Source organism: Brevundimonas sp. NIBR11 (genome assembly GCF_027912535.1).
Taxonomy (GTDB): domain Bacteria; phylum Pseudomonadota; class Alphaproteobacteria; order Caulobacterales; family Caulobacteraceae; genus Brevundimonas.
This window is the reverse complement of the sequence record NZ_CP115465.1, coordinates 2891445-2905955: the sequence shown is the minus strand read 5'-3', so window position 1 is coordinate 2905955 and position 14511 is coordinate 2891445. Positions and strand designations below refer to the sequence as shown.

Annotated in this window: 13 protein-coding genes; 12 read left to right on the top strand and 1 reads right to left on the bottom strand. The window is 69.1% G+C overall.

All coding sequences use genetic code 11. The features are described from left to right. Positions 1-93 precede the first annotated feature (93 nt). From timA to O5O43_RS14565, 3 genes are all read left to right on the top strand, one after another. Complete coding sequence (gene timA, locus O5O43_RS14575; protein WP_271084620.1) at positions 94-741, top strand: TIM44-related membrane protein TimA; 648 nt, start codon at positions 94-96, stop codon at positions 739-741. A 16-nt stretch (positions 742-757) separates the two neighbouring features. Further along, on the top strand, positions 758-1849 hold the full coding sequence (locus O5O43_RS14570; RefSeq protein WP_271084619.1) for an MltA domain-containing protein: 1092 nt from the start codon (positions 758-760) through the stop codon (positions 1847-1849). 67 nt (positions 1850-1916) lie between these two features. Then, a complete protein-coding gene (locus O5O43_RS14565; protein ID WP_271084618.1) occupies positions 1917-2366 on the top strand; it encodes a BLUF domain-containing protein in 450 nt (149 codons plus the stop codon). Between the two features lies 1 nt (position 2367). Here the strand turns inward: O5O43_RS14565 and O5O43_RS14560 are convergent, their stop codons facing one another. Continuing rightward, complete coding sequence (locus tag O5O43_RS14560) at positions 2368-3882, bottom strand: helicase HerA-like domain-containing protein (RefSeq protein WP_271084617.1); 1515 nt, start codon at positions 3880-3882, stop codon at positions 2368-2370. A 91-nt stretch (positions 3883-3973) separates the two neighbouring features. Here O5O43_RS14560 and O5O43_RS14555 point away from each other — a divergent pair, with 91 nt between their 5' ends. From O5O43_RS14555 to O5O43_RS14515, 9 genes are all read left to right on the top strand, one after another. After that, entirely contained in the window at positions 3974-5125 is a 1152-nt protein-coding gene (locus tag O5O43_RS14555; protein ID WP_271084616.1) for an AI-2E family transporter, read from the top strand. Between the two features lie 370 nt (positions 5126-5495). Next, the gene (locus O5O43_RS14550) at positions 5496-10397 is read left to right on the top strand and encodes an NAD-glutamate dehydrogenase (protein WP_271084615.1); all 4902 of its coding nucleotides are present in this window, start codon (positions 5496-5498) and stop codon (positions 10395-10397) included. After that, a complete protein-coding gene (locus O5O43_RS14545; protein WP_271084614.1) occupies positions 10397-10864 on the top strand; it encodes a universal stress protein in 468 nt (155 codons plus the stop codon). The genes O5O43_RS14550 and O5O43_RS14545 overlap by 1 nt, the downstream gene beginning before the upstream one ends. A 307-nt stretch (positions 10865-11171) precedes the next feature. Further along, positions 11172-11729, top strand: coding sequence for a NifU family protein (locus O5O43_RS14540; RefSeq protein ID WP_271084613.1), 558 nt, complete (start codon positions 11172-11174; stop codon positions 11727-11729). 72 nt (positions 11730-11801) lie between these two features. Continuing rightward, the gene (locus O5O43_RS14535) at positions 11802-12395 is read left to right on the top strand and encodes a helix-turn-helix transcriptional regulator (protein WP_271084612.1); all 594 of its coding nucleotides are present in this window, start codon (positions 11802-11804) and stop codon (positions 12393-12395) included. Positions 12396-12464: 69 nt separating this feature from the next. Next, positions 12465-12848 (top strand): helix-turn-helix transcriptional regulator, encoded by a 384-nt coding sequence (locus O5O43_RS14530; protein WP_271084611.1) that lies wholly within the window; start codon positions 12465-12467, stop codon positions 12846-12848. 13 nt (positions 12849-12861) lie between these two features. Continuing rightward, on the top strand, positions 12862-13518 hold the full coding sequence (gene tsaB / locus O5O43_RS14525; protein WP_271084610.1) for a tRNA (adenosine(37)-N6)-threonylcarbamoyltransferase complex dimerization subunit type 1 TsaB: 657 nt from the start codon (positions 12862-12864) through the stop codon (positions 13516-13518). Further along, positions 13515-13946, top strand: a complete 432-nt coding sequence (locus O5O43_RS14520; RefSeq protein WP_271084609.1) for a GNAT family N-acetyltransferase — start codon at positions 13515-13517, stop codon at positions 13944-13946. The genes tsaB and O5O43_RS14520 overlap by 4 nt, the downstream gene beginning before the upstream one ends. A 42-nt stretch (positions 13947-13988) precedes the next feature. Continuing rightward, entirely contained in the window at positions 13989-14468 is a 480-nt protein-coding gene (locus O5O43_RS14515) for a Fur family transcriptional regulator (protein ID WP_271084608.1), read from the top strand. The last annotated feature ends 43 nt before the right edge of the window (positions 14469-14511 follow it).

The window sequence follows — 14511 nt, the reverse complement described above, 5'->3', positions numbered from 1 at the left end:
GCGCCTTGCGCGCGCCCATATGAGCCCGTAATCGTCCCGTCCGACGCGCCCGGCCTTTCCGGCGGGGGTCAGGACGCCATTCAGGGATAGCCCGTGCCGGTACAGTTCTCGCTCGTCATCTTCGCCGTGATCGCCGCGGTGGTCCTGTTCCAGCTCTACAATGTGCTGGGCAAGAAGGTCGGCCGCCAGCCTCAGGAAGACGCCAAGGCGCCGGCCCTACCCGCCGCCGCCGGTCCCGACGCCCCGGCCCGCGTACCGGCGCTGGACGCCGCGACCCTGGCCGCGGCCGCCTCGCTGCGCGCCCGCGACCCCGCCTTCGACCCCGCCAAATTCATCGAAGGCGCCCGCCAGGCCTATGAGACCATCGTACGCGGCTATGCCTCGGGCGACCGCGCCGCGCTCAAGCCCCTCTTGACGCCCGCCGTCCTCGACTCGTTCGAAACCGGCATCGCGGCCCGCGAAACGCGCGGCGAGACCGAACAGGTCGAGTTCCTGCATCCGCCCCGCGCCGACCTGGAACTGGCCTCCGCCGAGGGCGACCGCGCCGTGGCCAAGGTCCGATTCCTCGCCGAAATCCGCTCCAAGATCATCCTTCCCGAAGGCGAAGCCACCCCCGGCGCCCCGGCCTCGGAGCCCCGCATCGAGGAACGCCGCACGGCTGAGCACTGGACCTTCGAACGCACCCTGGGCGCCGCCGACCCCAACTGGGTCCTCGCCCGCGTCGAACCCGCCACCGCCTAAGCCGGGCGACCGCCCGGTGGGGTTTGACCTGAGGCCTGTCCTTCTGGGGACGCTTCTGCTTCTGGCGGGGTGTGCGACCCCGCGTCCCACGACGCCGGTCGTTCCAACCCAGCCTCACGCGCCGACGCGTCCGCCCCAGGTCTCCAGCCTGCCGGGGCCCCAGACGCTGCCGGGCTGGGCCGATGAGGATCATCTGGCGGCCTTCCAGGCCTATGCCGACACCTGCCGCGTGGCCCGCGACGGCGCCTCGGTGCGACAGTGCGAAAGGGCCCAGGAGATCCGGCGCACCTCCCGCCCCGTGACCCCCTCCATGGCCCGCGCCTTCTTCGAGAACGGGTTCGCGGTCGTCCAGGCCGAGACCGCCGACGGCCGGCCGGGTCTGCTGACCTCCTATTTCGCTCCGGAATACTCCGCCCGCCGGGTCCCCGACCGCGAGTTCGACACCCCGGTCCTCGGCCGTCCCGCCGGCTGGACGCGTGGTCAGTTCCTACCCGAGCGCGCCGTGATCGACGCCGGGCCCCCGCCGTCTGCGCCCCTCGCCTGGATGCGGGCCGAGGACCTGTTCTTCCTCCAGATCCAGGGCTCCGGCTATCTGACCTTCGAGGACGGGTCGAAAGCCCGCGCCGCCTACGCCGCCGACAACGGCCGCCCCTTCGTCGGCATCGCCCGACCGATGGCGGAACGGGGCCTCCTGCCCGCGAACGGCACGTCCGGCGACGCTATCCGCGCCTGGCTGGCCGCCCATCGAGGCCCGGAGGCGCGCGCGATCACCGCCCTGAACCCTCGCTACATCTATTTCGCCATGGACTCCGACGACGGCGGCGACCCGTCAGGCGCGGCGGGCGTCCCCCTGCCTCCGCGCAGGGCCATCGCTGTCGATCCGGCCAGCTGGTCCTACGGCGATCTCGTGTGGATCTCGGCCGGCGCCGGCAATCTGACGGGCGCGCGACACGGCTATACCGGTCTGGTTATGGCCTTGGACACAGGCTCGGCGATCCGGGGGCTGATGCGCGCGGACCTCTACATGGGGCGCGGAGATGCAGCCGGGGCCGAAGCGGGCGCGGTCCGGCACCCCTTGCACATGTGGCGGCTAGTCCCGCGACCCTAAGCGATTAGGGTTTCCGGCGAAAAGCGCCTAGATGGGAGGCGGATTCGCCGCCCAGGCTATCCTCCCCATGACATCCCCGACCGAGACGACGCGCCAGCCCCTGCGGGAGCGCGTCCTCGAACGCCTTGTCTATCGCAGCGATGCGGTGGACGGCTCCGAGGGGCCGATGGACCTGTCGGAGGTCATGGCGATCTCGGTGAGGAACAACGGCCGGCGGCGGATCACCGGCGCCCTGGCGCTCCATGACGGCGTTTTCGTCCAGGTGCTGGAAGGCGATCCCGAGGCGCTGACGGCCCTGATGGGGGACATCGAGGCGGACGCCCGGCACCGCAATGTCCGCGTCCTCGCACGTTGGCCGATCCAGGCCCAGTTGTTCATCGGCTGGGCGATGGTGGCGGTGAGCACGCGCAAACTGTCGCCGCACCTGACGAAGCTTCTCACCCAGACGGGCTCCGGCGCCCAGGTCACCACCGTGATCGCCGACTTGGCCAACGCGCGTCTGGGGTCGATGGCCTGACCTAGCGGCGCAGACCTCCGAGGATGCCCCGCAACAGCTCCCGCGTTATCGTCGATCCCGCCGTGCGTAGCACCGACTTGGTCAGGGCTTCCATCGGCGTCTGGCGGTTCGACTTGCGCGGTGCCTTGGGCGTGGGCGGCGCTTTCGGGGCGGCCGGGGCGCGACCGGCCTTCGGCGCCGACTGGGCGGCCTGTTTGGCGGCGGCGTATGCCTGGGCATGGCGGGCGGCGAGGATCTCCTCGGCCGACTCGCGGTCCGCCACCGTGTCATAGACCCCCTTGACCGGGCTGGCGGCCATGACGGCCGCGCGCTCGGCGTCGGTCGCGGGACCCAGGCGGCTGTCCGGCGGACGGATCAGGGTGCGGGCGACGACATGCGGCGCGCCCTTCTCATCCAGGGTCGAAACCAGGGCCTCGCCGGTCCCCAGCGCCTGGATGGCGTCCTTGGTGTCGAAGGCCGGATTGACCCGGAAACTTTCGGACGCGGCCCTCAGCCCGCGCTGATCGGCAGGGGTATAGGCGCGCAGGGCGTGCTGCACCCGGTTGCCCAGCTGGGCCAGGACGCTGTCGGGAATATCGGCCGGGTTCTGGGTGATGAAATAGACGCCGACCCCCTTGGAGCGGATCAGGCGCACGACCTGCTCGACCTTTTCCAGCAGGGGCTTGGGCGCGTCCTTGAACAGCAGGTGGGCCTCATCGAAGAAGAAGACCAGCTTCGGCTTCTCCGGATCGCCGACCTCGGGCAGTTGTTCGAACAGCTCCGACATGAGCCACAGCAGAAAGGCGCCATACAGGCGCGGGCTGTTCATCAGCCGGGTCGAGTCGAGCACATTGACCTGACCCCGCCCGTCCAGCGACGTCCGCATCATGTCGGTCAGTTTTAGGGCCGGCTCGCCGAAGAAGGCGTCGCCGCCGTCCTGTTCAAGCTGCAGGAGGGCGCGCTGGATCGAGGCGATGGAGGCCGGGGCGACATTACCCACCTCGCGCCCGATGCTGGCGGCGTTCTCGGCGACATAGACCAGCATGGACCTCAGATCGTCGAGGTCGAGCAGCAAGAGGCCCTCCTTGTCGGCGACGTGGAAGGCGACGGTCAGGACCCCCTCCTGCACCTCGTTCAGGTCCAGCATCCGCGCCATCAGCAACGGCCCGATCTCGGACACTGTGGCCCGCACCGGATGCCCCTTCTGCCCGTATAGGTCCCAGAACACCGTCGGCGCGGCCTTGGGCGTCAGGGTCAGACCCATCCCCTCGGCGCGGGCCAGAAGCTTCTCGTTCGGCGTGCCGACCTGGCTGATGCCCGAGAGGTCGCCCTTCACGTCGGCGCAGAAGACGGGCACGCCCATCTCCGAGAAACCCTGGGCCATGATCTGCAGGGTCACGGTCTTGCCGGTGCCGGTCGCGCCAGCGATCACCCCGTGCCGGTTGGCGCGGTTCCACAACAGGATTTCGCGCTGCGGCGCGGCTCCATCGTTGGACTGGCCCAGAAACAGGCCGGGGTTGGCGGTGACGTCGGTCATGCGGGATCTCCTTGCCCGAGACTTAGCCGTGGCGACGTCCGTCGCCAATCGGCGATTGACCGGCGGGGCGACGCCCCCGACAAGTCGAGGCATGAAACCGCCGATCGCCGTTCCGACATCGACAGTCGCCCGCAACGCTCTCGTCACCCTGGCCGTCGTGGCCGGAGGGGCGGCCCTCTACTGGCTGCGGGACATCCTGACGCCCCTGGCCATGGCCATCTTCCTGTTGATCATGATCGACGGGGTGAAGCGGTTCATCGAGGAACGGACCCGGCTGCCGCGCCACTGGGCCGGCACGGCGGCCCTGGCCTTGGTGGTGATCGCCTTCCTCGGAGCCATCGCCTTCATCGTCAACGGCGCGGCGGGCTTCTTCACGGATGCGTCCGGCGTCTCCAGCGGCATCGGTCCCAGGATCGACGCCATCATCGCCGATGGCGCGCGACTGTTCGGCATGGAAACCCCGCCGACGGCCCAGGACCTCATCCGGGGGATCGATCTGCGCGGCTATCTCACCACGCTGGCCTTCCAGGTTCAGGGGGTGGTGTCCGGCGCCTTCTTCGTGATGGTCTATCTGGCCTTTCTGCTGGCGGCGCAGAACGGCTTCCGGCGCAAACTCGTCAACCTCTTCCCCCATCGCGACACGCGTCAGGAGGCCTCCGAGGTCTTCCAGCGCGTGCGCGGCGGTGTCGAGGGCTATCTGTGGGTCCAGACGGTCACCGGCGCGATCATCTGCGTCGCCGCCTGGATCCTGATGCGGCTGGTGGGGCTCCAGAACGCGGAGTTCTGGACCTTCGTCATCTTCGTCGTCGGCTTCATCCCGGTGCTGGGCGGCGCCATCGCGGGCCTGGCCCCGCCCTTGTTCGCCCTGGTCCAGTTCCCAACCTACTGGCCGGCCCTGATCCTGCTGGTCGGGCTGCAGGTCATCCTGTTCGTGGTCGGCAACGCCATCCAGCCGCGCATGCAGGGCGACAACCAGAACATCGACCCGGTCGCCGTGCTTCTGGCCCTGGCGCTGTGGGGCAAGATGTGGGGCGTGGTCGGCATGTTCCTGTCGACGCCGCTGGCGGTCATGGCCATGGCCATCCTGGCCGAGTTCAAGGGCTCGATGTGGATCGCCATCCTCCTGTCCGGCGATGGCCGCCCCTATGCCGAGGAGGACGAGGACGACCACGCCGCGCAGAGGCCGCCGGCGAGACGCGCCGCCCGCGGCAAACCGCCGCGCGCTGCGCCCGTAAAACCCTGACATCCGACCCTTGCGGGTCAGGAAGCGCTCTCCCATCTGTCATCCAGACGTCGCGGCCCCCTCCCCTCCCCAAGGCCGCGACGGCATCGACCGGCGCCCATTCCCCCTCCAGCGCCGGTTCAAGCGAGGCCGTCGGACCCCCGTCCGACGGCCTTTTTCTTTTCGCACCCGCGAAGAGATTTTTGCTGTTGCGAGACTGATCGCCGATAATCTCGACCCGGAAACAGGTTCCGGCGGGGTTTGTCGTTTCCGGCCTTCCCGAGGCGCGCGGTCCGGCCTATCCAGCGGTCAGGGACCGGAGCGTCGCCGCCGAGCGATGGTATCCGGTCCAGACCCCGGCGGCCCTGCCGCGCCTTTCGAGACCCTGCCCATGTCCGGCGACCTTCGCACCTCCTCCCAGCCCGCCAGCCCGGAGGCGCTGCAACGGGCTTTCGCGGAGGCTCGGGGGGGCGGCGGCCCGGACGCACTCGCACAGTCCTTCGTCGCCCAGGCCTTCGAGGACTATGCCGAGGACGAGACCCCCGAACTGGCGCTGGAAGACGTCGGGGCGGTCCTGGCCGATACGTGGCGATGGGCCGAGCGCCGCACGCCGGGCGAGACCCGCGTGGCGGTGGAGCCCCTGTCCGCCGGTGGACGCGCCACGCCTTATGACGTCGTCCGCATCGTCCAGAACGACGGCCCCTTCCTGGTCGACAGCGTGATGGGCGAGCTGGCCGACACCGGCGTCTCGGTCCGCGCCCTGTTCCACCCGGTCCTGAAGCTGGAGCGCCAGTTGGACGGATCGCGCCGGGCCGGCGACGGCGCCCGTGAATCCCTGATCGTCCTGGTCATCGATCCCCTGCCGCCCGAGCGCCGCGAGGCGCTTAAGGCCGGCGTCGAACAGACCCTGGCCGACGTGCACACGGCCGTGGCCGACTATCCGGCCATGAACGCCCTGATGGCGCGCTCGATCGCCCATCTGGAAGCCTGCCCCGGCGGCATCGACCCGGCGATCGTGGCGGAGAACCTGGACTTCCTTCGCTATCTCAACGCCGACCATTTCGTCTTCCTGGGCGCGCGGGACTACGACTATCCGCGCACCTCGGACGGCGGCTATGCGGCCGAGGCCCCGCTGGACCAGTCGGCCGAGGGCGTCGGCGTCCTGCGCGATCCGGAACGCACGGTCCTGCGCCGCACGTCGGAGCCCGCCGTCCTGACCGCCCAGATGAAGCGGCAGATGGACCTGTCCGAGCCGGTCACCGTGGCCAAGGCCAATCTGCGCAGCCGCGTCCACCGTCGGGCCTACATGGACTACGTCGGCGTCAAACGGTACGGCGACGACGGCCGCCCGTCGGGCGAGACCCGCTTCGTCGGCCTGTTCACAGCCGAGGCCTACGACAGCGCCGCCTCCGACGTGCCCCTGATCCGACGCAAGGTCGCCAACGCCCTGACCCGCGCGGGCAAGGCCCCCGGCTCTCACAACGAGAAGCGTCTGAAGAACATCCTGGAGAACTATCCCCGGGACGAGCTCTTCCAGATCACCGAGGACGAGCTGCTGGAAACGGCCCTGGGCATCCTGCACCTCTATGACCGGCCGCGGATCAAGACCTTCACCCGCCAGGACCCGTTCGACCGCTTCGTCTCGGTCCTGGCCTTCGTGCCGCGCGAGCGGTTCGACGCCGGGGTGCGCGAGCGGATCGGCGCCATCCTGGCCCGCGCCTGGGGCGGCCGTCTCTCGGCCTGGTATCCCCAGCTGTCGGACGCGCCGCTGGTGCGGATCCACTACATCATCGGCGTGACCCCGGGCGATCACCCGACGCCGGACCCCTATGTCCTGGACGCCGAGATCATCGAGACGGGCCGCAGCTGGGTCGATCGCTTCGAGACCGCCCTGCGCATCGCCGAGGTCGACGACAGCCAGATCGGCGCCATGAGCGCCCGCTGGGCCGAGGCTTTCGGTCCCGGCTATCGCGACCGCTATGACGCGGGCGAGGCCGTCACCGACCTGCAGGAGATCGACCGCCTGAACGCGACCGGCGAGGTCGGCGCGGGCGAACCCGTGGCGGTCCGCGCCTTCCGGACGCCCGGCGACACCCCGCTGCAGTTCCGCTTCAAGCTCTACCACCGCGGCGGGGCCGTACCCCTGTCGAACGTCCTGCCGATCCTGGCCGACATGGGGCTGACGACGTTGGAGGAGTTCAACCACACCATCCGTCCGGGCGCGCACACGGGCACGGCCCAGGAGTTCCACGTCCACGAGTTCCTGCTCGAGGACCCGCGCGGCGCAAGCCTGGCCTTCGGCGACATCAAGGGCCCGTTCGAGGCCGCCTACTCCGCCGTCTGGAACGGCCAGACCGAAAGCGACGGCTTCAACCGTCTGGTGCTGGAACTCGGCGTCGGCTGGCGCGAGGCCGCGCTGATCCGCACCCTGGCTCGCTATCGCCAGCAGACAGGCCTTGACCCCTCCCAGGCCGTGCAGGAAGAGGCGCTGCGCGACTATCCGGCCATCGCCCGCGCCCTACTCAGCCTGTTCGCCTGCAAATTCGACCCGGCCCACGGTGGTTCGGCCGAGGACCGCGCGGCCCAGGTCGCGGAGCTGACCGACAAGATCACCGCCCTCCTGATGGACGTGAAGTCGCTGGACCACGACCGGGCTCTGCGCCGCATGGCGGCGCTGATCGGCGCCATCAAGCGCACCAACTACTACCAGACGGCGGCCGACGGCAGTTTCAAGCCCCACATCTCGATCAAGATCGCCTCGCGCGAGCTCGAGGACCTGCCCCTGCCCAAGCCCTATCGCGAGATCTTCGTCTGGGCGCCGCACATCGAGGGCGTCCACCTGCGCTTCGGCCCCGTCGCGCGCGGCGGCCTGCGCTGGTCGGATCGCCGCGACGACTTCCGCACCGAGGTCCTGGGTCTGGTGAAGGCCCAGCAGGTCAAGAACGCCGTCATCGTGCCCGTCGGCTCCAAGGGCGGCTTTTTCCCCAAATACCTGGCCAACATGGTCCGCGCGGGCGCCGATCGCGACGCCCAGCAGGCCGAGGCCATCCGCGCCTACAAGACCTTCCTGTCCGGCCTTCTGGACATCACCGACAACATCGCCGCCGACGGCAAGGTCATGCGCCCGGCCAATGTCGTGCCGTTCGAGGGCGACGACCCTTATCTGGTCGTGGCGGCGGACAAAGGCACGGCGACCTTCTCCGACATCGCCAACGGCGTCTCGGCCGACTACGGTTTCTGGCTGGACGACGCCTTCGCGTCCGGCGGTTCGGTCGGCTACGACCACAAGGCCATGGGCATCACGGCCCGCGGCGCCTGGGAGGCGGTCAAGCGCCACTTCCGCGAGATCGGCAAGGACATCCAGACCGAGCCCTTCACCGCCGTCGGCGTGGGCGATATGTCGGGCGACGTGTTCGGCAACGGCATGCTGCTGTCCAAGGCCACGAAACTGGTCGCCGCCTTCGACCACCGCGACATCTTCATCGACCCGACGCCTGACCCGGCCTCGTCGTGGGAAGAGCGGAACCGCATGTTCCAGCTGCCGCGTTCGTCCTGGCAGGACTACGACAAGTCGAAGATCTCGGCCGGCGGGGGCGTCTTCTCGCGCTCGGCCAAGTCGATCGAACTGACGCCGGAAATTCGCGCGGCGCTGGACATCACCGACCAGGCCCTGGATCCTGTCAGCCTGATCCGCGCCATCCTCAAGGCGCCGACCGAGCTGCTCTACCTTGGCGGCATCGGCACCTATGTGAAGTCGGCGGCCGAGACCGACGCCCAGGTCGGCGACAAGGGCACCGATGCGCTCCGGATCAACGCCGACGAACTGCGTGTGAAGGTCGTGGGGGAGGGGGCCAACCTGGGCCTTACCCAGGCGGGCCGCATCGCCTTCGCGGCCAACGGCGGCCGCATCAACACCGACGCCATCGACAACTCCGCCGGTGTGGACACTTCCGACCATGAGGTGAACATCAAGATCCTGATCGGTGCGGCGGTCGCTCAAGGCGCGCTGCCGCTCGCCGAACGCGTGCCGCTGCTGGCCTCGATGACGGAAGAGGTCGGTCACAAGGTCCTGGCCCATAACTACGACCAGACCCTGGCCCTGACCCTGCAGCAGGCCGAAGGGACCGGTGCGCTCGACACCCAGCAGCGGTTCATGCAGTCGCTGACCGCGCGCGGCAAACTGGACCGCAAGGTCGAGGGCCTGCCCGGCGACATCCGCATCCAGGAGATGAAGACCGCCGCTCTGGCCCTGACCCGGCCGGAACTGGCCGTCCTGATGGCCTATTCCAAGCTGGAGCTGGCCGACGAAATCGTGGCGTCCAGGGCGCCGGAGGACCCCTTCTTCGAAGAGACTCTTGTCCGCTACTTCCCCGAGCCGCTCGCCCGGTTTGAGAAGCAGATGCAGGGCCACCGTCTGCGCCGCGAAATCGTCGCAACCGTCCTCTGCAACGAGATCGTCAACATGACGGGTCCGACCTTCCCCGACCGTCTGCGCGCGGCGGCGGGTTGCGACACGACTGCTTTGGTCATCGCCTTCGAGGCTGCGCGTCGTGTCTTCCGCCTCGACGAGGCGTGGGACGCGGTCAGCGCGCTGGACCTCAAGGTTCCTGCCGAGACCCAGACGGCCCTCTACACCGAGATCTCCACTGTCCTGCGACGTCAGACCTTCTGGCTGGCGCGTCGCGCCGGCAAGGCGGGGGCGACGGTGCAGGGTCTCATAGAGGCCTATCGTCCCGCCGCCGACGCGTTGCGCGCGGCCGGCGGCGACGTCCTGTCCCAGTTCGAACAGGGCCGTCTGGCCGATCGGCTGAAGCGGTTCGGCGACATGGGCGTCGGCGAGGCACTGGCTCAGACCATCGCCATGCTGCGGCCCCTCGTCGCCACCGCCGACATCGGCGATCTGGCGCAAGAGGCTGGCTGGTCGGAGCCCCGGATGGCGCGCCTCTATCACCAGGTCGGGGCCGCCTTCGACTTCGATCGCCTGCGCGCCGCCGCCGGCGCCGTGCCGTCGGGCGATCATTTCGACCGGCTGGCCGTGCGTCGACTGATCGAGGACCTCATGGCCGAACAGGTCGCCCTGACCCGCGCGGTGGCCAAGGCCTCCGACCCGGCCGTGGGCGACAGTGAGGCGACCGCCGAGGCCGCTGTCGACGCCTGGATCGGACCGCGTCTGGACATCGTAGAGGGCGTCCGCGCCGCGGTGGACGAGATCGAGGCCTCGGGCACGGGCTGGACCTTCGCCAAACTGACCATCGCCAACGGTCAGATCCGTCAGGTCGCGGGCGCACTCTGATGCCCCGGAAGTTCCTCGTCGTCGTCGACGACAGCCCCGAGTTCGAGGCGGCGCTGCGCTACGCCTCGCGCCGGGCGCGGTCGACCGGCGGCCGCGTGGCGCTTCTGCGGATCATTCCCGGCGGATCGGACGAACATTGGGCGGGCGTCCGCGAGGAAATCCAGCGTCAGCAGCGGGCCGAGGCCGAACAGCTTCTGAACCGTCTCGGCGAGGAGGCCCAGGAACGCTCGGGCGCCCAGCCCGTCTTCCTGATCGAGGAGGGCGAACCCCAGTCCGCCATCCGCAAGGTCTGCGGCGACGATCCGGAGATCAAGATCCTGGTCCTCGCCGCCGGCGCGGGCGGTCGCGGCCCGGGCCCCCTGGTCTCCGCCGTCCTCAAACAGGGCGCGGCCTTCGGCGGGCGGAAGCTGCCGGTGACTATCGTGCCGGGAGAACTGACGGACGCCGAGATCGAGGATTTGGCCTGACCTCCCTTCTCCCCTTGCGGTCCTTTGTCGACCCGCGAGGGGAGAAGGAAGTCGTACACCAATCAACCGATCGTCAGAATTCTCCAGCGATTTGAACGTCCGGCTCCATTGAGAGCCCTTTTACCCATCACCGCTGAAACGCCCCATACTGGGTCTGTTTGAGCGGAGGGCCGTCATGACCTCACGGGTCAGACGATGCTTTGAGCTCACCAAGCGGACTATCCGGACTCTCCGGACTCTATTTTTCGAGTCCGGACGGGTCGGGGCCGGACTTGCGAACCTTCCGCCCCAGGCGCATCTCCCGCCCATGTTCATCCAGACAGAACCGACCCCGAACCCGAACGCGCTGAAGTTCCTGCCCGGTCGCGATGTAGCTCCGGCCGGTTCGCGTGAGTTCCTAACCATCGACCAGGCGACGGCCTCTCCCCTGGCCGAGGCCCTGTTCACGCTCGAGGACGTCTCCGGCGTCTTCTTCGGCGCCGACTACGTCTCGGTCACCAAGGTGGAGCACGGCCGCGACTGGTCGGAGATGAAGCCCGAGATCCTGTCGGTCATCATGGATCATTTCGTCTCCGGCGCGCCCCTGTTGCGCGACGGGGACGTCTCGGGGGATGACGGCGCCGAGGACTCAGAGATCGTCGCCGAGATCAAGGCTCTGCTCGACAGCCGCATCCGACCGGCCGTCGCCCAGGACGGCGGCGACATCCTGTTCGACGCCTTCGATGAGGAGAGCGGCGTGCTGAAGCTCCGCATGCGCGGCGCCTGCGCCGGCTGTCCGTCCTCCGCCATGACGCTCAAGGCCGGTGTCGAGCAGATGATGAAACACTACGTGCCCGAGGTCACCAGCGTCGAACAGGTGATCTAAGGGCGCTACCGCTTGAGCGTGGGTGAAACTTTTTCGTCTCGCCTCCTGCCCCGGGACAAGGCACAATCCCCCATGGCCCGCTTCGCACCCGATCCGGACGCTGCCGCCCTCGGCGAGGGTCTGGCGACCCTCCGCCGCCACGCCGGCCTGAGCCAGGCCGAGGCAGGCGTCCGCATTGGCATGACCAGCCAGGGCTGGGGCCTCTACGAAAGCGGCAAACGCCCCGGCCTCTTTCGCCCCGATGTCCAGCGTCGCCTGACCGGCGCCCTCGACGCAACACCCGAGGATCTCGCCTTGATCCTCGCCCGCGAAACGTATCCGTCACCGGCGCCAGCGACCGGCCTCGAAAGCCCCCGCCGCGACTTCGGCTCAACCCCGTCCGCTGCCCCGACCACCATCGAACGGATGCAACTCTCAAATGACGAGCTCGCCCCATGGGCCGCCTCCGGCGTCGTTCTGGAGTTCGACCCGGAGCGCTGGCCGCGCCGCGATCAGGGCTGCGTCATCGACTTGACCGACGGCACCCGCCTGGTGCGCCTGTACCAACGCGCCGACGGCGACCATCTCTATGTGACAGGCGGCCCGGCCGGACTTGAAACCGAAACACGCCTCGACCGCGCCGCCGTCGCCCGCGTCGCCGCCGTCCGCGCAAGACTCGACGAATGAAACGAAAAGATTGCACTCGGGGCGACGATGTGAAACGATCCGATCGTAGAGACAGCCGGAGCCGCCGTCATGCCGCGATCGCCAGACGCCATCGACGCCTTGGTCGGACGTCGGATCGGCGCGCGACGCGTGGCTTTGGGGTTGTCCCAGACCGCCTTGTCGCAACGCCTCGGCGTCAGCCCGCAGCAGGTGCAGAAATACGAGGCGGGTCAGAACCGGATCTCGGCTTCGCGTCTGAACGACATCGCCATAGCTCTGGGCGTCGCGCCGGGCGCCCTGTTTCCCGATCCGTCGCCGGGCGCGGAGCCTGCGACCGACGACTTGCCCAACCTGGGTTTCATGACCGCCACAGCCGAGGGACGGGTGGTCGCCGCCGCCTTTCCCCTGATCCGCGACCGCGCGCTGCGTCAGGCCCTGGCCCGGATCACCGAGGCCCTCGCGCCGACTCCCTGACCGGGGCGGCCCGATGAGGGTGCTGATCATCGACACGGCGCTCGACGCCTGCACGGCCGCCGTGTTCGAGGACGGCCGCCCGCTCGGCGTGCGGACCGAGCTCATGGCGCGCGGCCATTCCGAACGGTTGGGAGGCTTCGTCCGCGATGCGGTCGCCGAGACCGGCGGCGGGTTCGAAACGCTGGACCGGATCGGCGTCACTGTCGGGCCGGGGTCGTTCACAGGTCTGCGGGTCGGTTTGGCCTTCGCTCAGGGTCTTGGCGCGGCCTTGGGTCTGCCGGTGGTGGGTGTCTCGACCCTGGAAGCCCTGGCCCGCTCCGCCGACGACGGACGGGGCGCAACGGCGGCGGTGATCGACGCCCGTCGCAGTCAGGTCTACCTCCAGCGTTTCCGGAACGGCGCACCTGTGTCGAAACCGGAGGCCTTGTCGATTGAGGACGCGACCGCCTTGCTGGCCGAGGGAGACTGGAAAATGACCGGGTCCGGCGCGGCCCTTGTCGGCGGCTCTGGCGAGGCCGCCACCACCCCCGCGCCAGCGGCGCTTGCGGCTCTGACGGCGGCCCACGACCCTGCGGCAAATCCGCCTCGGCCGCTATATCTTCGCGCGCCGGACGCCACGCCGCCGACACGCCTGCCCGGTCAGGCCCGACCGGTCGTGTTGGGCCTATGAACACGACAGCCGAACCCGACGCCCTCGCGCAGGGCCTGGCCGAGTTGCACGCCGAGTCGTTCCACACGCCCTGGTCTGCGGTCGCCTTCGCCGATCTTCTGGGCCAAGCGGGCGTGGTTCTGGAAGGCGACAACGACGGCCTTATCCTAATCCGGGTCGTGGCCGACGAAGCGGAAATCCTCACCCTCGCCGTCCGGCCATCGGCCCGGAGGCAAGGGCTGGGGGGGCGTCTTGTCGAGGCGGCGAGCAGGCGCGCAGCCGAACTCGGCGCGAACCGGATGTTCCTCGAAGTGGCTGAGGACAACGCCCCGGCCCGCGCTCTCTACGGCTCGCTTGCGTTCAAGACCGCGGGGCGCAGGCCTCGCTATTATCCGCGTGCGGACGGCCCGGCGGTCGATGCGCTCATCCTGGTTCGCAACTTCGCCTGAACGGCTTCCCTCGAGCGGATCGCCCCTCTATCTTCGTCGCCCATGGACCGGATCGAAAAACTCTGCGCCGAGCGCGGCATGCGCATGACCGAACAGCGCCGGGTGATCGCCCGCGTCTTGGGCAGCGCCGAGGACCATCCCGACGTGGAGGAACTGTACCGCCGCGCCTCCGCCATCGATCCGCACATCTCGATCGCCACCGTCTACCGCACCGTGCGTCTGTTCGAGGAAGCCGGAGTCGTCGAGAAGCACGATTTCGGCGACGGCCGCAGCCGCTATGAAGAGGCCGGCGACGACCACCACGACCACCTGATCGACACCAAGACCGGCGAGGTCATCGAATTCTTCGACGCCGAGATTGAACGACTGAAGACCGAGATCGCCGAACGCCTGGGCTTCGAACTGGTCGGCCACAAGCTGGAACTCTACGGCAAGGCCATCGACGGCGCCGAACCATCCAAGCGCGAGGGCCTGATCTTCCACCGCAACGCGGCGCGGGTGAACCCGGACCAGTTGTCCTGATCGACGGCGTGGCGCCCGGACGACCTGCGGACTAGAAGGCCGG